Raw genomic sequence first — 18,244 nt, 5'->3', positions numbered from 1 at the left:
TCCTCACCGGCCCTTCGGCAGGCCGAGGATCCGCTCGGCGACGATGTTGCGCTGGATCTGGGAGGTGCCCGCCGCGATGGTGTACGAGAGGGACGAGAGCCGGTCGGGCATCCACGGGCCGTCCAGCACGAGGGCGTCCGGGCCGAGCACCTCGGCGGCGGTGTCGTACAGCTCCTGCCGGGCGTGCGAGTAGGCCAGCTTGAACACGGAGCCGCCGATGCCGGGGACCCCGCCGGAGCGCTGCGCCCCGCTCACGTTCCACTGGGTGAGCCGCCACAGGGCGCCGAACTCCGCGTACAGCCGCCCGAGCCGGCGCCGCAGGACCGGATCGTCCCAGCGGCCGTTGGCCTTGGCGGCGCGGGCGAGTTCGCCCAGGGTGCGGCGGCAGGCCACCACCTCGCCGACGAAGGCGGTGCCCCGCTCGAAGGACAGGGTCACCATGGTGACGCGCCAGCCGTCGTTCTCCGCCCCCACCCGGTGGCCGACGGGGACGCGCACCTCGTCCAGGAACATCTCCGCGAACTCGGTGGACCCGGCGAGGGTGCGCAGCGGCCTGACCGTGATGCCCGGGGCGTCCATCGGCATGGCCACCCAGGAGATCCCCCGGTGCCGGGACGCGGCGGGGTCCGTGCGGACGAGCAGTTCGCACCAGTCGGCGACCTCCGCGTGCGAGGTCCAGACCTTCGAGCCGGTGACCACGTAGTCGTCGCCGTCGCGGATCGCGAGGGTGCGCAGGGAGGCCAGGTCGGATCCCGCGCCGGGCTCGCTGAAGCCCTGGCACCACACCTCGTCCCCGCGCAGGACGGGCGGCAGCCAGCGCGCCCGCTGCTCGGCCGTCCCCTCGGCGGCGATGGTGGGTCCGGCGTGCAGCAGCCCGACGAAGTTCGCGCCGACGTAGGGGGCGCCGGCGCGTTCCGTCTCCTCCAGGAAGATCAGGTGCTGGGTGGGGGTGGCTCCGTGGCCGCCGGCGTCGACGGGCCAGTGCAGGCCCGCGTACCCGGCGTCGTACAGCCTGCGCTGCCAGCCGAGGTCGTAGGCGCGCCGGCCCGGCCAGTCGTCGGGGGACGGCCTGGGGGGCAGCCCGGGCAGCACCTCGGCGAGCCAGGCGCGCAACCTGGCCCGGAACTCCTGCTCCCGGGGCGTGTAGGTGAGGTCCACTAGGCGGCCCGTCCCCGGTCCAGGCCGCGGTCCAGGTCGAGGTCGAGGCCGAGCATGCGGATGGCGTTGCCGCGCATCAGCTTGTAGACGGTCTCCTCGTCGAGGCCCTTCACGTGGTCGAGGGCGACTTCCTTGGTGTGCGGGAAGGTCGAGTCGACGTGCGGGTAGTCGGTTTCGAAGGTGGCGTTGTCCCGTCCGACGACGTCCAGCGAGGCGATGCCGTGCTTGTCGCGGAAGAAGCAGCAGAACATCTGCCGGTAGTAGTAGGTGGACGGCGGTTCGGGGATCAGGTCGCGGACCCCGCCCCAGGCCCGGTGCTCCTGCCACACGTCGTCGGCGCGTTCGAGGGCGTACGGGATCCATCCCATCTGCCCCTCGCTGTAGGCGAGCTTCAGCGTCGGGAACTTCACGAGGACCCCGCTGAACAGGAAGTCCATCATCGAGGCCATCGCGTTGTTGAAGCTGAGCGAGGCCTGGACGGCGGGCGGCGCGTCGGGGGAGGCGGCGGGCATCTGGGAGGAGGAGCCGATGTGCATGTTGACGACGGTGCCGGTCTCCTGGCAGACGGCGAAGAAGGGGTCCCAGTACCCGGAGTGGATGGAGGGCAGGCCCAGGTGGGTGGGGATCTCGGAGAAGGTGACGGCGCGCACTCCGCGGGCGGCGTTGCGCCGGATCTCGGCGACCGCGAGGTCGATGTCCCACAAGGGGATGATGCACAGCGGGATCAGCCGGCCGCCGCTGTCGCCGCACCACTCCTCGACCATCCAGTCGTTGTACGCGCGCACGCAGGCGAGCGCGACCTCCTTGTCGTGGGCCTCGGCGAAGGTCTGGCCGCAGAACCGGGGGAAGGTCGGGAAGCACAGGGAGGCCTCGACGTGGTTGAGGTCCATGTCGGCGAGGCGCGCCGCGGGGTCCCAGCAGCCGCGGCGCATCTCCTCGCGGGTGATGCCCTCCAGCGTCATGTCGTCGCGGTCGAAGCCGACGGCGGCGATGTTGCGCTTGTACGGGAACTTCAGGTCCTCGTAGATCCACCAGTCGGTCGGCGGGCCGTCGGGGTCCATGGAGATCACATACTTGCCGCCCGTGTACTGGAGCTCGCCGATGCCCGCGGTGAGCGGCTTGGGGCCGCGGTCGCGGTACTTGGCCGGCAGCCAGACGTCGAAGAGGTGCGCGGGCTCGATCACGTGGTCGTCCACGCTGATGATCCGAGGCAGTTCCATGGTGTCCCCTCGCGGCAGGCCCAACTATCTGATGGATCGTCAGAAACAAGCTAGCCCCGCCACCCCTGGACCGACAAGCGCCCGAGGCCTACGCTCCTCCCTTGATCTGACTCACCGTCAGCTATCGGGAGGTCTGCGATGCCGTACGCGGCGGACACCACGGTCACGGCGAGGGAGCTGGGCGCGTCCCCCACCCTCTGGGAGCTGGTCGCCCGGCGCGCCGCGCTCACGCCCGACACCCCCGCCCTCGTCCAGGCGGCACCGGACCCGGCCGAGGACCGGACCCTGACCTTCGGGGAACTGCGCGGACGCGCCGAGCGGGTGGCGGCGGGCCTGCACGGCATGGGCGTGCGCCCGGGCACGGTCGTCGCCTGGCAGCTGCCGACGCGGATCGAGACGGTGCTGCTCTCCGTCGCCCTGGCCCGGATCGGGGCCGTCCAGACTCCCGTGATCCCCTTCTACCGGGACCGCGAGGTGGGCTTCGCGCTGCGCGAGTCCAAGGCCGAGTTCTTCGCCGTCCCGGGCGTCTGGCGGGGCTTCGACCACACGGCGATGGCCGGGCGGCTCGGCGCGCGCGGCGTGTTCGAGGCGTACGGGGACCTCCCGGACGGCGACCCGGCCGTGCTGCCCGCGCCGCCGGGCGAGGGGACCTCCGTACGGTGGATCTACTGGACCTCCGGGACCACCTCGGACCCCAAGGGAGTCCTGCACACCGACCGCTCGCTCATCGCCGGCGGCTCCTGTCTGGCCCACGCCCTGCACCTGGGGCCCGCCGACGTCGGCTCGGTGGCGTTCCCGTACGCGCACATAGGCGGCCCCGACTACCTGGTGATGCTCCTGCTCTACGGCTTCCCCGCAGTGCTGTTCGAAAAGTTCGCCCTGCCGGACGCCCTGGACGGCTACCGCCGCCACGGCGTCACGGTCGCGGGCGGCTCCACCGCCTTCTACTCCCTCTTCCTCGCCGAACAGCGCAAGTCACCGGAGAGCAGGCTCATCCCCACCCTCCGCCTCCTCGCGGGCGGGGGCGCGCCGAAGCCCCCCGAGATCTACCACGCGGTCGTCCGCGAACTGGGCTGCCAGCTGACCCACGGCTACGGCATGACCGAGGTCCCGATGATCACCATGGGCTCGCCGGACGACACCGCGGACCACCTGGCCACCACCGAGGGCCGCCCGCCCGCGGGCATGTCGATCCGCATCACCACCCCGGACGGCACCCCCCTCCCGCCGGACACGGACGGCGAGGTCCGGCTGCGCGGCGAGGCGGTCTGCCGGGGCTACCTGAACGGGGACCGGTCGGCGGAGGTCTTCGACGCCGACGGCTACCTGGTCACCGGCGACCTCGGCCACCTGACACCCGACGGCTACCTGGTCCTCACCGGCCGCAGCAAGGACGTCATCATCCGCAAGGGCGAGAACATCTCGGCGAAGGAGATCGAAGACCTCCTCCACCAGCTCCCGGCGGTCGGCGACGTGGCGGTGATCGGCCTCCCGGACGCGGACCGCGGCGAACGCGTCTGCGCGGTGGTGGAACAGCCTCCGGGCGCCGCCCCGCTGACCCTCCCCGCGCTCACGGCCCACCTCCGCGCCCAGGGCCTGTCCCCGCACAAGCTCCCCGAGCAACTGGAACTGGTCGACGCCCTCCCCCGCAACGAGACCCTGCGCAAGGTCCTGAAGTACAAGCTCCGCGAACGCTTCGCCCGCTGACCCGCCGCACGGGGATCAGGGAAGCGGGCGGGCCCTACGCGTCCGGGGCCTCGACACCGCAGTAGGCGGCGAAGGCCGTCAGGACCTCGTCCTCCGAGATGCGGCCGTCGCCGTCCGTGTCGAGGGCCGCCGCGACCCGGGTCGCCAGGTCCGCGGGGGTGCCGAGCACGCCCAGTACGCGGGCCGCCGCCGTCGGGGTCGTGCCCGCGGAGTCGCCGGACGCCACCGCGATCACCGCGCGCAGGAACGGCCGGGCGATCTCCGCGAACCGCTCCGGGTTGTCCCGCAGCCGCTTCGCCGCCCCCGTGATGAACTCCTCGCGGGTCACCCGCTGGTCGCCGTCGACGTCCGCGATGCCGGCCATGCCCTGCCAGAACGCCTCCGCGCCGGCGAAGACCGCCTGGCCCTTGTCGGAGCGGGCGGTGGTGCCGAATTCGGCCAGCACCGCCTTCGCGGCCGCGCTGAAGTCCTCGCGGTCGATATAGCCGTTGCCGTCCTGGTCGAAGGTGGCGAATCGGGCGGCGATCTTGCGCTCGTATTCTGCGCTGTCCATATCCGTGGTTCCGCCTTCACATGTGCGGTGGGGTGCAGTTCAAGACAAGCCAGGAGCGTAAGGCCTCGGTGGCCTGCGCGTTAAGCGAAGACGTCAAGCCGGTGGCCGCATCGAACCCGCGCACGGGGAGCGCGGCGGGGCGCGTACACCAGTGCCCATGTACCGTGGCCCGCCGCACGGTTCACGCCCCGCCACCGCCGTATCACGCAGGGCACTCTTCCAGGGGGAGCTTCCCCCAAAACGGGCGCGGACCTGCCACTGCCCATTACATTCGATGCGTCGACACACGGCTGGGGGCACTTATGCCGAAGGACGTACCACCGCGCTGGGACCGGCGCATGCAGCAGCGCCTCGCCCGCGGTGAGGCAGCCGCGCTCGGGGAGTTGTACGACCGCTTCGCCTCGCTCGTGCACAGCCTCGCGCACCGGGTGCTCGGCGACGAGAAGGCCGCGGACCGGATCACCCGCGAGGTGTTCGGCTACATCTGGGAGAACCCGGACGCCTACGACCCCAAGCAGGGCTCCATGCGCTCCTGGGTCGCCCGGATCACCCAGGGCCAGGCCGTCGCCCGGCTGCGCCAGGCCGAACTGGGCCGCGGCTCGCGCGAGGAGCTGGAGCAGAAGGTGCGCAGCGCCAATGCCGCGGCCCGCGCCGACTACATCGTCACGTCGATGCCCGCGCCCCTGCGCGCCGCCCTGGAACTCGCGTACTTCAAGCGCCGCGACTACCGTCAGGCGGCCGCCGACCTGCAGATCAGCGAGGACGAGGCCCGACGCCGACTGAGGCTCGGACTCCAGCTGCTGTCGACCGCCAACGCCCTCCCCCGGGAGGACACCGCCCCGCCCGGATATGGAACGCCCCGATGAACGGCCCCGCCGAGCCATCCGACGACGGATTCGAGGAGCAGCGGCCCGGAGGCGCCGGCGCCCGGATACCGGGCCCGCGCGAACCGGCCGACGACCTCGACCCGCGGTACGCGCCGGGGCCGCGGCCCGAACCGGTGCCGGAGCCGGAGCCGCAGGAGCCGCCTCCCTCGCACGCCGTGCTGAAGTCGCTGCTCGGCGCATGGGCGCTGTCCGCGTGCTCCGCCGAGGAGACGCAGGCGGTGGAGGACCACCTCACCGAGTGCGCGCCCTGCGCGGAGGAGGCGCTGCGGCTGCGCGACGCGGTGGGCCTGCTGCATCCGGAGGAGAGCCTCGACCTCAAACCGCTGCTGCGGTCGCGGGTACTGGAGGACTGCCTGGGCAAGCGGCCGGCCCGGATCCCGGTGCCGGTGTGGGCGAGCCCGTACGACACCGAGACCGCGCGGCTCGACGCGTTGCTGCGGGACTTCGGCGATTCGGAGTGGCACACCCCGGTCCGGCTGAAGTGGTTCGAGGAGGAGCGGCGCCAGTCGCGCCGGACCACGGTGGCGGGGGTGATCGGCCATCTGCTGACGGTGGACGGGCTGATCGCGACGGCGCTGGGACTGGACGATCCGCTGGGCCCCGACGCACCGCAGAAGGGCGGCACGACGGCCCGTACGGAGTTCTACTGGGACTCCGCCGCGCACCCCGCGACCCGCCAGGTCCGCGAGCCGTGGCGGGAGCAGGGCCACACACTGGTGCGGACGGTGTCGTTCGCCGGGCGGGGCGTGGCGGAACTGTCGGTGGACTACGGGGCGTTCGCGCTGCCGCTCGGGGACGCCTTCCTGGAGCGGGCCTTCGAGTGCTGGGTGCACGCGTGGGACATCGCGGAGGCGGTGGACTACCCGTACGACCCGCCGTCCGGGCCCCATCTGAACCGGATGATCGACCTGGCGGCCCGGCTCCTGCCGAGCGCCCTGGCCCACCGGCGGCGGGCGGGCCTGGCCGCTCCGGCGCGGAGCCTGGTCGCGGCGGGGGCGCCGGGGCGGACGCTGCACCTGGAGATCGAGGGCGCGGGCGGAGGCAGCTGGGACATCGCCCTGGACTCCCCCGCGGCGAAGCCCTCGCCGGACCACACGGTGGCCCGGATCGCACTCGACGGGGCGGAGTTCTGCCAGCTGGCCGCCGGGCACATCTCGCCGGAGGAGGCGGCGGTGGGCCAGCACGGCGACCGCGAGGCGATCCGCGACGTCCTCTTCGCCGCGGCCTCGCTCAGCCGCCTCTAGGGGGGCCGGACACGGCGTGGCCCCGGACCAGGCCCGGGGCCACGACGGAGACCGCGACTACGCGAAGACCACCGTGCGGCTGCCGTTGAGGAGCACGCGGTGTTCGCTGTGCCACTTCACGGCGCGCGCCAGCGCCTGGCACTCCACGTCGCGCCCGATCGCCACCAGCTGGTCCGGGGTGACCTCGTGGCCCACCCGCTCCACCTCCTGCTCGATGATCGGGCCCTCGTCCAGGTCGGCCGTCACGTAGTGGGCGGTCGCACCGATCAGCTTCACGCCCCGCGCGTGCGCCTGGTGGTACGGCTTCGCGCCCTTGAAGCTCGGCAGGAACGAGTGGTGGATGTTGATGATCCGCCCGCTCAGCTCCTTGCACAGGGTGTCCGACAGCACCTGCATGTACCGGGCGAGCACGACGAGCTCCACGTTCTCGGCGCGCACCAGCTCCAGCAGCTGCGCCTCGGCCTGCGCCTTCGTGTCCTTCGTCACCGGGATGTGGTGGAAGGGGATGCCGTAGGAGCGGACCAGCTCGGCGAAATCGGTGTGGTTGGAGACCACGGCGGCGATCTCGACCGGCAGCGCGCCGATGCTCGTACGGAACAGCAGGTCGTTCAGGCAGTGCCCGAACTTCGACACCATCAGCACGATCCGCATGCGGTCGTCCGAGCGGTGCAGCTGCCAGTCCATCCGGAACGAGTCCCCGATCGCGGCGAAGCTGGCCCGCAGCTTGTCCAGCGTCACGGTGGCGTCGGCCGAGAAGTGGACCCGCATGAAGAAGAGGCCGGTGTCGTGGTCGCCGAACTGCCGGCTGTCCTCGATGTTGCATCCGGTCATGAACAGATAACTGGACACGGCATGCACGATGCCCTGCTTGTCGGGGCAGGACAGCGTCAGGACGTACTGCTGGGGGGCCTGGGTGTGCGGGTCGTCGCTCATGACCCCACAGCCTTTCACACTCCGTCTTTCACCCCGCGCGGGTGAGGATCCTCAGGAGTTCCAGCGAGCGCGGCGCCGCGTCCGGGTCGTCCCCGTCCGCGGTGGACAGCCGTACGTGGGCCTCGCGGGCCGCCCGTACCGCCTCGGGCCAGGCGTGGTGCTCCAGGTAGGCGGAGACGGGGGCGTCGGGGCCGACCTGGTGCAGGATGCGCAGCACCCGCAGCACCGCGAGGTCCACGAGGGTGGCCTCCTGGGAGTCCCGGAAGATCGTGCCGACGTACTTCTCGGCGGACCAGCTGTCGAGCCAGGTGTCCTCGACGAGGCGGTACACGGCGTCGGTGACGTCCCCGTATCCCTCGACCCCGGCCAGCCAGGTCTCCTCGTGGAACGCCGGATCGGAAAGCATGTGAAGCGCCGAGCGCACGTTGCTGCGCCAGCGCCACCACGGCATGTCGTTGAGGGGCATGCCGCCCATGGTGGAGGAGCGGCCGCCGCGTCGGGAAGAGTTCTTCGAACCTTGGACGAATGTCACGCATTCGATCGTACGTTCCGGCTCAGCGTGATCTTGAGGCGCCCATCCGTGACGCTAGGTGAGCGTGCACGCGGAATTCACCCGGATGTCACCGCGAGTTGCCGGTCCCTCACCATCCGGTTACCCCTCGGGCGGAATGGTGCATGGACATGACCGATCGGCGACGCACCGCATTCCTCTCCCGCACCTTCACGGCCACGGCGACGGGTGCGTGTCTCGTCGCCGGATGCGGGGTGGTCCCCGGAGGCTCGGGGGGCTCCGGGGACACCATCACGGTCATGACCTTCGCCCCCCAGGACACCAAAGCCACCAACATGCCCGGAATGCCGGGGATGGCGAAGGCGTACGAGGCCTGGGTCAACGCCAAGGGCGGCATCAACGGCCACAGACTGCGCGTCCTGACCTGCAACGAGAAGAACACGACGAACGGCGCCGCCGACTGTGCCCGCAAGGCCATCGCGGAGAAGGCGGTCGCGGTCGTCGGCTCGTACAGCCAGCACGGACGCGCCTTCATGGCTCCCCTGGAGGGTGAGGGCATCCCCTTCATCGGCGGGTACGGAGTCTCCTCGGAGGAGTTCCAGAGCACCCTGTCCTACCCCGTCAACGGCGGCCAGCCCGTGCTCCTCGCCGGGGCCGGACACCAGTTGGGGCGGGCCTGCAGCCAGGTCGCGCTGGTCCGCCCGGACACCCTCGCGGGTGACTCCATGCCGGTGCTGCTCAATGCCGGTCTGAAGGCCAACAAGATGCCCGAGGCCAGCGACATCCGGGCCGCAGAGGACTCGGGGGACTACCTCCCGCAGGCCCGGGAGGCACTGGCCGACCCCTCGGGCGGCAAGGAGAAGCGTTGCGTGACGGCCGTGCTCGGCGAACGCACCGAGACCTTCTTCGACGCCTTCCGCCGGGCCGACGACAAGCACCGGAACCCGCAGATCTCCTCGGTGCTGGGCAGTGTCAGCCAGGCCCTGGTCGACCGCACCGGCGGCAAGGAGAGCCCGTTCGAGGGCGCGTACCTCACCAGCTGGTACCCGGTGTCGGGCGATCCGCTGTGGCAGCCGATGCGGAAGGTGATCTCCGAGTACGCCTTCGGCGACGACGCCGTGGACCCCGACGACAGCGGTACGCAGACCACGTGGATCGCCTACACCGTGCTGAGCGAGACCCTGAAGCGGTTCAAGTCCGGCGAGGACATCACGGGGCGCAAGGTGGCGCGCATGCTGAACCAGTCGGAGCCCGTGCAGACCGGCGGCCTGACCCCGGACCTCAGCTGGCGCTACAAGGACATGCGCGCCGTCGCCGGCTTCCCGCGGATCGTGAACGGGCGGGTCACCTTCCAGGTCGTCCAGGCCGGCCGGCTGGTCGCCCAGCAGGGCGAGCAGTCGATGGACATGACGCAGACGCTGGAGCAGGCCCCGCGCACGGCGTGAGCCTGCACGTGGCACGTGAAGGCCCGGTCCCCGCCGGGCGGGCCCCCCGCGCTACAGCTGGGACTTGTCCCGCTTGGTGAGGTTGTACTTGGCCGCTATCGCGTTCCACAGGGTCGCGGCCGACTCCTTCGCCTTCGTCGCCTCGCCGCTCGACTTGTTGCCCTGTGCGGCGTTGCCGGTCGACTTGGCCTGCCCGTCCTTGCAGCCCTTCTTCTCGCCGGAGACGTCGTCCGCCCAGGCGGCGTAGCTGTTGTCGGCGTCCGCCGACGCCTGCCAGGCCTTGGTGAGGGAGTCGGCCAGCTTCGCGTTGTCCGGGAGCTGGTCGATCTTCAGGTCCTGGAGGCGGGTGACGAGCTGCTCGCGCTGGCGGGCGGCGTCGCGCAGGTCGTTCGCCGCCTGGCCGAGGTTGCGGCAGCCCTTGATGTCGTCGACGGCCCGGATGACGGCGGCGCGGCTGTCGTTGCTGTCCGCGAGGAGCTTGTCCAGCTGGACGGCCTGGGAGCGGGCCGGGTCGACGGGGGCCTCCCCGCCACCGGCCGCGGTCGAGCTGCCGGCGCTGGGGACGGCGCCGACCGCGCCGGGGTCGTTGTTCCGCGCCTTGCCGTCGCTGAGCAGCGCACCGACCCCGAGCCCGACGACGGCCAGGCCGATGACGACGGCGCCGACGACCACGGGCGACACCCGGCGGCCCGCCTCCGGCGGGGGCGGCGGCGCGGGCGGGGCGTACTGGGGGTGCGGCTGGAACTGCTGGGGCGGGGGCGGTACGGGGCGTTGCGCGCGCGGCGGGTACGCCCGCGGCGGCGGCTGCCGCAGCACCGGTTCCTGGACCGGCGGCAGCTGCTGGGTGTGCCCCTGGGCGGCTGCGCCGGAGTCGCGGAACAGCCCGTCGAAGGCGTCGGGGGCGGCCGGAACGGGCGGGATGTACTGCGTCGCCGCCTCGTCCTGACCGGCGGACGCCGGGACCGGCGGGATGTATTGCGTCGCGGCCTCGTGGTGCCCGGGAGGCGCCGGGACGGGCGGGATGTACTGCGTCGCCGCCTCATCCTGGCCGGCGGACGCCGGGACCGGCGGGATGTACTGCGTCGCCGCCTCGTGGTGCCCGGGAGACGCCGGGACCGGCGGAATGTACTGGGTCGCCGCCTCACCCTGCCCCGGAGCCGCCGGGACCGGCGGAATGTACTGGGTCGCCGCCTCACCCTGCCCCGGAGCCGCCGGGACCGGCGGGATGTACTGGGTCACGGCTTCCGGGAGCGGCGGGTAGCCGTATCCGTGCGCCTCGCCCGGCCCCTCGTACCCGGGCCCGACCACGTGCCCGTAGGCCGGCTCCGCCGGGTCCGGACCCCACGGCGCGCCGGCCTGCGGGGCGGCGTGGTCGCCGCTCCCCTGTCCGCTCTCCGTCACCGGGACTCCTTCACCGACTACTCCGACCTCCGCAACCGTCGCCTCACGCTACCCGGTCACCCACCTCGCCGTCAGACCCCCACGGCTCGCACGGCCGCACGGGCCCCACGGCCCCCAGGCCGCGGAGCCGTGGACCCCGCCCCCGCGGCTCAGGCCGCCGCGGTCTCCAGTCGGGCGGTGAACTCCCGGACCGCGGCCTCCTCCCTGTACGGGTCCAACCGGCGGCGGAAGTCGTCCAGGTACTCGCCGCCGCGGTTCGAGCGCAGCCCCGACAGCAGTTCCGCCGCCTGCGCGGCGGTTTGGCACGCCTGCTCCACCTCCCGCTGCTGCACCTGCGCGGCAGCCAGCAGCAGCAGTCCGATCGACCGGCGCCGCGCCTTGCCCGCCGGCAGGTCCCGCAGGGCCAGCTCCGCCTGCTGGGCCGCCGCGTCCGCCTGGCCCAGGTCCCGGTGGCAGTGGGCCAGTTCGTCGGCGAGGTACGCCTGATCGAAATGCCGGATCCACACCGGATCGTCACCCGACTCCGGATCCGCCCGCTCCAGCGCGCCGACCGCCCGCGAGGTCAGGACGGCCGTCGCCCGCGCGTCGCCCAGCAGCGCGTGCCCGCGCGCCTCCGCGGCGTAGAACATCGCCTCCACCCGCGGGGGGACCTGCCCGCGGGTGCCTTCCTGGGCGGCCCGCGCGAGCTGCGCGATCTCGCGGGGGTTGCCCAGCTCGGCGGCCAGGTGGCTCATGGACGCCGCCAGCACGTAGCCCCCGTACGCCCGGTCCCCGGCGGCCTGGGCCAGCCGCAGCGCCTGGATGTAGTAGCGCTGGGCGAGGCCCGGCTGGCCGGTGTCCACCGCCATGTACCCGGCCAGTTCGGTCAGCCGGGCCACCGCCGCGAACAGCGCCCGCCCCACCGGCTCTCTGTACGAGCCGCCGATCAGCCCGGACACCACGGAGTTGAGGTAGTGGACGACGACGGGCCGGACGTGGCCGCTGCCGAAGCGGTGGTCGAGGTCCTTGAGGGCCTCGGTGGTGGCCCGTACGGCCTCCACGTCCGGCATCCCGACGCGCGCGCCCCCGTTGCGGGCGACCTGCGCGTCGGCCCCGGTGATCAGCCAGTCGCGGCTCGGCTCGACGAGCGCGGAGGCGGCGACGCTCGACCCGGACAGGAAGTCGCGGCGCCCGACATCGCTGCGCCACAGCTCGCTGACCTGCTCGATGGCTCCGACGACGGTCGGGGAGAACTGCAGGCCGATGCCGGAGGCGAGGTTCTTGCCGTTGGCCATGCCGATCTCGTCGATGGTGACGGTCCGGCCGAGTTTGCGCCCGAGCGCCTCGGCGATGATGCCGGGCGCCCGGCCGCGCGGCTGCTGGCCGCGCAGCCAGCGGGCGACGGAAGTCTTGTCGTAGCGGAGATCGAGGCCGTGTTCGGCCCCGCACATGTTGACGCGCCGGGCAAGCCCGGCATTCGAGCACCCGGCTTCCTGGATGAGCGCCTGTAGCCGTTCATTCGGCTGGCGCGCGACGAGAGGCCTGGCTGCCATGAAAACCCCCAGTGGCCGCGGGTGATCGTTGGAATGATCACTTCCCGCCTGAGTTGCGGAGAATCATCCGCTCTGCGTCGTGTCGCTACCCAACTCCAGCGCTCCGGCCTCCCACGCGCCCCCGCGCGTGCATCAGTGCGCCCCGCATGCAGGATCGATGCTCCGCCCACCGCACGGTTTACGCCCGTAACCCCGGGTGACCCCGAGAGTTGTGATGGGCGTGGAAGAGACCATCGGAGTCACGGAGACCGCACCCATCCCCAAGCAGCGCGGCGAGCAGCTGTTGGACCATGCCGTGCGGTACGTGGAAGAGCGGCACTGGGATGTCTTCGCCGGCGCCTGGCTGGAGCCCGGTGACGGACGGGAGCTGTGCTCCTGCGGGGCGGAGGACTGCGTGGCGCCGGGGGCGCACGCCACGGTGAAGGACTGGGCGGCGCAGGCCACCGGCAGCGCCGTGCAGGTCCGGCGGCTGTGGGGGCGGCAGCCGGAGGCGTCGATCCTGCTGCCGACGGGCCGGACCTTCGACGCGCTGGACGTGCCGGACGCCGCCGGGTTCCTGGCGCTGGCGCGGCTGGAGCGGATGCAGCGCACGCTCGGCCCGGTCACCCTCACCCCCGACCACCGGATGCTGTTCTTCGTCCTGCCGGGTGCCGGGGCGAAGGTGCCGGACCTGGTGCGCAAGCTCGGCTGGTCCCCGGCCACGATCGACCTGGTCGCGCGCGGTGAGGGCGAGTACGTGGCCGCCCCGCCCACCCGCTTCGGCGGCCGGGGCGCAGTGCAGTGGGCGCGGCGGCCCACACCGGCGAACCGCTGGCTGCCGGACACGGAGGAGCTGATCGACGCGCTGGCCTACGCGTGCGGGCGCGAAGCCGCGTCGGAGCGGTCCCGGCGCAACTCCTGAACCCGGCCCGGGACGTGGCGGCCCGCGGCGGAGGACACGGCACCGGAAGTCATGACATACGTAACTGCCCCTCCTCTCCCCCGGCTCCTATCGTGAGGACCGCACGACCACGGGGAACAGAACGAGAGGCAGGCGCATGCCGCACCAGGGTGATGCGACGGGCGGGACGGACGGTCCGGGCGGTGCGCGACCCGCGCCGTCCGCCGTACCGGCGGCGGTACGGGTTGAAGGGCTGTGGAAGCGCTTCGGCGAGCAGGTGGCGGTGGCCGGGATCGACTTGGAGCTGCCCGCCGGCAGGTTCATAGGCCTGGTCGGCCCGAACGGCGCGGGCAAGACGACCACGCTGTCGATGGTGACGGGACTGCTGCGCCCGGACATGGGGCGGGTCGTCGTCGCCGGGCACGACGTGTGGGCCGATCCGGCCGAGGTGAAGTCGCGGATCGGCGTGCTGCCCGAGGGGCTGCGCATGTTCGAGCGGCTGTCGGGGCGTGAACTGCTCGGCTACATGGGCCGGTTGCGGGGGCTGCCGGGCGAGCAGACCGACAAGCGGGCGACGCAGCTGCTGGAGGTCCTCGACCTCGCGGGCTCGCAGCACAAGCTGGTCGTGGACTACTCGACGGGTATGCGGAAGAAGATCGGGCTGGCCGCGGCGCTGCTGCATAATCCCGAAGTGCTCTTCCTGGACGAGCCGTTCGAGGGCGTGGACCCGGTGTCGGCGCAGACCATCCGCGGGGTGCTGGAACGTTACACCTCCTCCGGTGCCACGGTCGTCTTCTCCTCCCACGTGATGGAGCTGGTGGAGTCGCTGTGCGACTGGGTCGCCGTCATGGCCGCCGGCCGGATCCGCGCCGCGGGTCCGCTGGCCGCCGTACGGGGCGACGCGCCGTCGCTGCAGTCCGCCTTCCTCGAACTGGTCGGTGCGGGCGGGCGCGACGCGGGCGACTCCCTCGACTGGCTCGGCGGCGGGCAGGCGGCCCGGTGAGCGCCTCCGTTCCGGCCGCGACCGGGGTCCAGGAGGCGACCGCGGCGGTGGCCGCGGCTCCGGCGGTGAACCTGACGCGGATCTTCATCCGGCTGAAGCTGTCGCTGCTGCGCAACGGCCTCAAGGGCTCGTCGAAGCGCAAGGCCGCCTACTTCTCCTCGCTGGCGTTCGCCTTGGTGGTGGGCTTCTTCACCACCCTCGGCCTGGCGCTGCTGCACGGCCACGCCCATGCCGGGACGGTCGTCGTCCTGCTGGCCGCGATCCTCGCGCTCGGCTGGTCGGTGATGCCGCTGTTCTTCCCCTCCGGCGACGAGACCCTCGACCCGAGCCGGCTGGTCATGCTGCCGCTGCGCCCGCGTCCGCTCGTCCGGGCCCTGCTGGCCTCCTCGCTGGTCGGCATCGGGCCGCTGTTCACCGTGTGCCTGGCCGTGGGCTCGGTGGTGGCCGTCGCGCGCGGAGCCGCCGGGGCGGTGGCCGCGGTGGTGGCCGTACCGCTGCTCCTGCTGGGCTGTGTCGCCCTGGCCCGTGCCGTGGCCACGGCGAACGTCCGGCTGCTGACCAGCCGCAAGGGGCGTGACCTCGCGCTGCTCAGCGGGCTGGTGATCGGCGTGGGCGCGCAGGTGGCCAACTTCGCCGGCCAGCGCCTCTTCGAGACGGGCGGCCTGGAGCGGCTGGAGCCGGCCGAGGCGGTGCTGCGGTGGCTGCCGCCGGCGACGGCCGTCGGCATGGTCGACTCGGCGAGCGAGGGCGCGTACGGGGTGGCGGCGGCCCAACTGGCCCTGACCCTCCTTGCGCTGGCGCTGCTCCTGATGGCCTGGGAGCGGAGCCTGACGAAGCTGATGGTCACCCCCGACGGGTCGACGATCGCGGCGGCGCAGCCGAAGGAGGGCAGGTCCGCGGCCGGCGGCCCGGCCCGCTCCCTGCTGCCGGGCGGACGCACCGGCGCGATCATGCAGCGCACCCTGCGCTATGTGGTCCGCGACCCGAAGACCAAGGCGGCGTGGGTGACGGCCCTGGTGGTCGGGCTGATCGTGCCGGTCTTCAACGCCCTGCAGGGCACGGGCTCGGTCTATCTGGCCTGCTTCGGCGCGGGCATGCTCGGCGTGCAGATGTACAACCAGTTCGGCCAGGACACCTCGGCGTTCTGGATGGTCGCGCAGACCATCTCGACCCCGCGCGACGCGTTCACGGAACTGCGCGGCCGTGCCTGCGCCCTGGCCCTGGTCACCGTCCCCTACACGGTGCTGGTGACGGCGGTGACGGCCGCCCTGGTGCACGACTGGCGGGGCTTCCCGGCCGCCCTGGGGGTGGCCCTGGCCCTGTTGGGCTCGATGCTGTGCTCGGGCGCGCTGGCCTCGGCCCGGTTCCCGTACTCCGTTCCGACGGACGGCGCCTTCAAGAACGTCGCCCCGGGGCAGGGCGGTCTGGCGTGGGCGGGCATCTTCGGCGGCCTGCTGGCCTCGGCGGTGATCTCCTCTCCGGTGATCGCCCTGGCGATCTGGTGCAACGTGGCGGACCAGCAGTCCCTCTCCTGGGTGCTGCTGCCCCTGGGTGTGCTGTGGGGCGCCCTGGCCGCCTGGTCGGGGCTGCGCCTGGCCGCGCCGGTGGTGGCGCGCAGGCTCCCGGAGATCCTGCTGGCGGTCAGCAAGGGCTGACCGTGTGGGCGTACGGGAGGGGGTGACGGGCCGGGGAGGCCGGTCACCCCTTCCGACGCTCACGCCGGCTGGCCGGCCCGGACCCGGCGGGCGTTCTCCAGCGTGGCCAGCGGGTTCAGCACGGCCGGGTCGAACGGCGTGAGCGGCACTCCCTCGGCCAGCCTGCGCGGCAGGTCGGGGTCGGCCAGCGCCGCCGTGCCCAGGGCGAGCAGCTCGGCATGCCCCTCTTCCAGCACCCGCCGGGCCACGGCGGGATCGCGCAGCCCGCCGTTGGCGATGACCGGCAGGCCGGTCGTGGCCCGGGCCAGCGCGGGGAGTGTGAGGCCGTTCCCGCCGTCGAGGGCCGCCTGCGCGTACCAGTCGCGCCCGCTGCCCGCGATGTGCAGGTAGTCGGCTCCGGCGTCGGCCGCGGTGGTGAAGACGACGGCGGCCTCGCGCGGCCCGTTCGTCCAGCGGTGGCCCGGGTCGTTGACCTTGCTCTGGGAGAAGCGGACTCCGACCGTGAAACCCGGGCCCGGCCGCCGCCGTAGCCGTCCAGGCGCAGGTTGGTGTGCGCCATGAGGAACTGGTCGAGCAGGTAGCCGTTGGCCGCGTGGATCTCCACTCCGTCGAAGCCCGCCTCACGGGCGCGCCCGGCGGCTGCGGCGAAGCCGTCCACGGCCTCGGCGATCTGCCGTCTGGTCATCTCGGCGGGCACCGGCCAGGGCCCGGCGCCGCGGAACCTGGCCAGCTGTGTGCCGAACGGTCTGACCGCGGAGGGGCCCGCGGTGCCGTCCCGGTAGCGGTTGCCCTGGGCCAGGGCGCCCGCGTGCATCAGCTGGAGGACGATCCGCCCCCCGGCCGCGTGCACCCGGGTGGTGACCTGCCGCCAGGCCGCCCGGTGCGCGGGGTCGGCGATGCCCGGCTGGTTGGCGTAGCCCTGGCTGAAGGCGGTGTCGGTGTAGGTGCCCTCGGTGATGACGAGCCCGAAACCGCCCTGCGCGTAGCCCTCGTAGTACGCGGCCATGTCGGCGGTGGCCTGGCCGTCGGCGGTGGCCGACACCCGGGTCATCGGGGCGACGGCGAGCCGGTTGGGCAGGTCGAGGTGCGCGAACCGGATCGCGGCGAGGGCGGGGTGTGCCACCGTCGTGTCAGCACCCGTCGATGCCGCAGGCGGCGCCCTGGATCACGGCTTGTTCGGCCTGGGCGTCGAGCACGGCCTTGCGCAGCTGCGCCACGGCGGGGACGCCCTCGATCCGGTGGTTTTCGGAGGCGCCCAGGCCCAGTTCGACGGCGATGTCGGCGAGGACGTCCAGCCGGCCGATGTCCCGGTTCTCCTGGAAGAAGGCCCGGAGCATGCGGGGGGTGTACTCCGCCGCCTTGCCGTGTTCGGCGGCGGCTGGTAGCCCTCGAAGGCGAGCCGGGTGTAGGGCTGCGGCGAGACGGTGGGCAGGGTGATGTCCACGCCCGTCCGGCGGGCCATCGGGTAGACGGCGCGCGCCCAGATGGCCGGGAGGTACTCGTCCTCCGGGCGCAGGTGGGAGTCGGGTGGGGGCGCAGCTCGAACGGCATCCACTCGATGTCGACGTCGAGGTCGCGGGTGGCTTCGTGCAGCGGCCCTTCGGCCAGCATGCAGAACGGGCAGACGTAGTCCGACCAGACCTTGATGCCGACCCTGCCGGTGGCCGTGCCGGCCGCCTCGGCCGTACCGGTCACTTCGGTCATGCGTGCCTCCGGTCCATGGTGAGGAACTCCTCGAACGGCTTGGTCGCATCGGGGACGGGGAGGGAGGTGGCCTTGATCGGCCAGTTCTCCGGGCCCTCGGTGAAGACCGAGTACGAGCCCGCGTAGTCGAAGCCGTACTGGGCGGCCTGCCGGCGGTCGACCGCGTGGACGATGTGGGTGACGTTGAAGTAGAGCGAGGCCACGACCTCGGCGTGCGCGGTGGGGTCGTTGTCCTCGCGCACCCGGTTGAGGCCGGTGCCGAGGATCCGGCCGTTGTTGACGACCAGGCCGGAGAACGGGATGCCGCCGGCCGCGACGTGCTCGCGGCTGATCCGTACCGCTTCCTGGACGTAGCCGGTCAGCTCGCTCTGGGGGATCTCGGTGATGCGCATACGTGCTCGTGCTCCCTCC

16 protein-coding genes and 2 pseudogenes are annotated in these 18,244 nt (G+C 72.7%); 7 read left to right on the top strand and 11 right to left on the bottom strand.

The window, feature by feature from the left end; translation table 11 throughout:
* Positions 1 to 3: 3 nt before the first annotated feature.
* Positions 4 to 1,158 carry an acyl-CoA dehydrogenase gene (locus tag AB0B01_RS08695; RefSeq protein ID WP_361714411.1) on the bottom strand — a complete coding sequence of 385 codons (1,155 nt, stop codon included), beginning with the start codon at positions 1,156 to 1,158 and terminating at the stop codon, positions 4 to 6.
* Positions 1,158 to 2,378 carry an amidohydrolase family protein gene (locus AB0B01_RS08690; RefSeq protein ID WP_361714408.1) on the bottom strand — a complete coding sequence of 407 codons (1,221 nt, stop codon included), beginning with the start codon at positions 2,376 to 2,378 and terminating at the stop codon, positions 1,158 to 1,160. Before AB0B01_RS08690 ends, AB0B01_RS08695 begins: the two co-directional genes overlap by 1 nt.
* Before the next feature lie 138 nt (positions 2,379 to 2,516).
* Here AB0B01_RS08690 and AB0B01_RS08685 point away from each other — a divergent pair, with 138 nt between their 5' ends.
* Positions 2,517 to 4,085 carry an AMP-binding protein gene (locus AB0B01_RS08685; RefSeq protein WP_361714405.1) on the top strand — a complete coding sequence of 523 codons (1,569 nt, stop codon included), beginning with the start codon at positions 2,517 to 2,519 and terminating at the stop codon, positions 4,083 to 4,085.
* 34 nt (positions 4,086 to 4,119) lie between these two features.
* On the opposite strand, the gene AB0B01_RS08680 is transcribed toward AB0B01_RS08685, so the two are convergent.
* Positions 4,120 to 4,638: an EF-hand domain-containing protein gene (locus AB0B01_RS08680; RefSeq protein ID WP_361714402.1), complete on the bottom strand. Its 519-nt coding sequence runs from the start codon at positions 4,636 to 4,638 to the stop codon at positions 4,120 to 4,122.
* Positions 4,639 to 4,940: 302 nt separating this feature from the next.
* On the opposite strand from AB0B01_RS08680, the gene AB0B01_RS08675 reads away from it, so the two are divergent.
* Positions 4,941 to 5,504 carry a sigma-70 family RNA polymerase sigma factor gene (locus tag AB0B01_RS08675; RefSeq protein WP_361714399.1) on the top strand — a complete coding sequence of 188 codons (564 nt, stop codon included), beginning with the start codon at positions 4,941 to 4,943 and terminating at the stop codon, positions 5,502 to 5,504.
* Positions 5,501 to 6,769, top strand: a complete 1,269-nt coding sequence (locus tag AB0B01_RS08670) for a zf-HC2 domain-containing protein (RefSeq protein ID WP_361714396.1) — start codon at positions 5,501 to 5,503, stop codon at positions 6,767 to 6,769. The genes AB0B01_RS08675 and AB0B01_RS08670 overlap by 4 nt, the downstream gene beginning before the upstream one ends.
* A 57-nt stretch (positions 6,770 to 6,826) precedes the next feature.
* On the opposite strand, the gene purU is transcribed toward AB0B01_RS08670, so the two are convergent.
* A complete protein-coding gene (gene purU, locus AB0B01_RS08665) occupies positions 6,827 to 7,702 on the bottom strand; it encodes a formyltetrahydrofolate deformylase (RefSeq protein ID WP_361714393.1) in 876 nt (291 codons plus the stop codon).
* A 28-nt stretch (positions 7,703 to 7,730) separates the two neighbouring features.
* A complete protein-coding gene (locus AB0B01_RS08660; RefSeq protein WP_361714482.1) occupies positions 7,731 to 8,177 on the bottom strand; it encodes a hypothetical protein in 447 nt (148 codons plus the stop codon).
* A 206-nt stretch (positions 8,178 to 8,383) separates the two neighbouring features.
* On the opposite strand from AB0B01_RS08660, the gene AB0B01_RS08655 reads away from it, so the two are divergent.
* Positions 8,384 to 9,658: an ABC transporter substrate-binding protein gene (locus AB0B01_RS08655; protein WP_361714390.1), complete on the top strand. Its 1,275-nt coding sequence runs from the start codon at positions 8,384 to 8,386 to the stop codon at positions 9,656 to 9,658.
* A 51-nt stretch (positions 9,659 to 9,709) separates the two neighbouring features.
* On the opposite strand, the gene AB0B01_RS08650 is transcribed toward AB0B01_RS08655, so the two are convergent.
* Together AB0B01_RS08650 and AB0B01_RS08645 are read right to left on the bottom strand one after the other, a co-directional pair.
* Positions 9,710 to 11,059 carry a hypothetical protein gene (locus tag AB0B01_RS08650; protein ID WP_361714387.1) on the bottom strand — a complete coding sequence of 450 codons (1,350 nt, stop codon included), beginning with the start codon at positions 11,057 to 11,059 and terminating at the stop codon, positions 9,710 to 9,712.
* 149 nt (positions 11,060 to 11,208) lie between these two features.
* The gene (locus AB0B01_RS08645) at positions 11,209 to 12,591 is read right to left on the bottom strand and encodes a transcriptional regulator (RefSeq protein WP_361714384.1); all 1,383 of its coding nucleotides are present in this window, start codon (positions 12,589 to 12,591) and stop codon (positions 11,209 to 11,211) included.
* Between the two features lie 211 nt (positions 12,592 to 12,802).
* Between AB0B01_RS08645 and AB0B01_RS08640 the strand changes: the two genes are divergently transcribed.
* The 3 genes from AB0B01_RS08640 to AB0B01_RS08630 all read left to right on the top strand — a co-directional run bounded on the left by AB0B01_RS08640 (position 12,803) and on the right by AB0B01_RS08630 (position 16,129).
* Positions 12,803 to 13,492: a bifunctional DNA primase/polymerase gene (locus AB0B01_RS08640; protein ID WP_361714479.1), complete on the top strand. Its 690-nt coding sequence runs from the start codon at positions 12,803 to 12,805 to the stop codon at positions 13,490 to 13,492.
* 136 nt (positions 13,493 to 13,628) lie between these two features.
* On the top strand, positions 13,629 to 14,474 hold the full coding sequence (locus tag AB0B01_RS08635) for an ABC transporter ATP-binding protein (protein ID WP_361714381.1): 846 nt from the start codon (positions 13,629 to 13,631) through the stop codon (positions 14,472 to 14,474).
* 47 nt (positions 14,475 to 14,521) lie between these two features.
* Complete coding sequence (locus AB0B01_RS08630) at positions 14,522 to 16,129, top strand: transporter (protein ID WP_361714476.1); 1,608 nt, start codon at positions 14,522 to 14,524, stop codon at positions 16,127 to 16,129.
* Positions 16,130 to 16,188: 59 nt separating this feature from the next.
* On the opposite strand, the pseudogene AB0B01_RS08625 reads toward AB0B01_RS08630, so the two are convergent.
* From AB0B01_RS08625 to AB0B01_RS08610, 4 genes and pseudogenes are all read right to left on the bottom strand, one after another.
* A pseudogene (locus tag AB0B01_RS08625) lies at positions 16,189 to 16,575 on the bottom strand (NADH:flavin oxidoreductase); the annotation flags it as partial.
* A gap of 131 nt (positions 16,576 to 16,706) precedes the next feature.
* Positions 16,707 to 17,180, bottom strand: a pseudogene (locus AB0B01_RS08620) (NADH:flavin oxidoreductase); the annotation flags it as partial.
* A gap of 79 nt (positions 17,181 to 17,259) precedes the next feature.
* On the bottom strand, positions 17,260 to 17,466 hold the full coding sequence (locus tag AB0B01_RS08615; protein ID WP_361714488.1) for a hypothetical protein: 207 nt from the start codon (positions 17,464 to 17,466) through the stop codon (positions 17,260 to 17,262).
* A gap of 363 nt (positions 17,467 to 17,829) precedes the next feature.
* Complete coding sequence (locus AB0B01_RS08610) at positions 17,830 to 18,225, bottom strand: nucleoside deaminase (protein ID WP_361714378.1); 396 nt, start codon at positions 18,223 to 18,225, stop codon at positions 17,830 to 17,832.
* Positions 18,226 to 18,244 lie beyond the last annotated feature (19 nt).

Source organism: Streptomyces sp. NPDC044571 (genome assembly GCF_040647115.1).
Classification (GTDB): domain Bacteria; phylum Actinomycetota; class Actinomycetes; order Streptomycetales; family Streptomycetaceae; genus Streptomyces.
This window is presented reverse-complemented; position numbering and strand designations above follow the sequence as displayed.

What these genes read in the sequence shown, in the direction of transcription:
- AB0B01_RS08690 (WP_361714408.1), bottom strand. Translation starts at nt 2,378, where the DNA reads ATGGAACTGCCTCGGATCATCAGCGTGGACGACCACGTGATCGAGCCC.
- AB0B01_RS08685 (WP_361714405.1), top strand. Translation starts at nt 2,517, where the DNA reads ATGCCGTACGCGGCGGACACCACGGTCACGGCGAGGGAGCTGGGCGCG.
- AB0B01_RS08680 (WP_361714402.1), bottom strand. Translation starts at nt 4,638, where the DNA reads ATGGACAGCGCAGAATACGAGCGCAAGATCGCCGCCCGATTCGCCACC.
- AB0B01_RS08675 (WP_361714399.1), top strand. Translation starts at nt 4,941, where the DNA reads ATGCCGAAGGACGTACCACCGCGCTGGGACCGGCGCATGCAGCAGCGC.
- AB0B01_RS08670 (WP_361714396.1), top strand. Translation starts at nt 5,501, where the DNA reads ATGAACGGCCCCGCCGAGCCATCCGACGACGGATTCGAGGAGCAGCGG.
- purU (WP_361714393.1), bottom strand. Translation starts at nt 7,702, where the DNA reads ATGAGCGACGACCCGCACACCCAGGCCCCCCAGCAGTACGTCCTGACG.
- AB0B01_RS08660 (WP_361714482.1), bottom strand. Translation starts at nt 8,177, where the DNA reads ATGGGCGGCATGCCCCTCAACGACATGCCGTGGTGGCGCTGGCGCAGC.
- AB0B01_RS08655 (WP_361714390.1), top strand. Translation starts at nt 8,384, where the DNA reads ATGACCGATCGGCGACGCACCGCATTCCTCTCCCGCACCTTCACGGCC.
- AB0B01_RS08645 (WP_361714384.1), bottom strand. Translation starts at nt 12,591, where the DNA reads ATGGCAGCCAGGCCTCTCGTCGCGCGCCAGCCGAATGAACGGCTACAG.
- AB0B01_RS08635 (WP_361714381.1), top strand. Translation starts at nt 13,629, where the DNA reads ATGCCGCACCAGGGTGATGCGACGGGCGGGACGGACGGTCCGGGCGGT.
- AB0B01_RS08615 (WP_361714488.1), bottom strand. Translation starts at nt 17,466, where the DNA reads ATGCTCCGGGCCTTCTTCCAGGAGAACCGGGACATCGGCCGGCTGGAC.
- AB0B01_RS08610 (WP_361714378.1), bottom strand. Translation starts at nt 18,225, where the DNA reads ATGCGCATCACCGAGATCCCCCAGAGCGAGCTGACCGGCTACGTCCAG.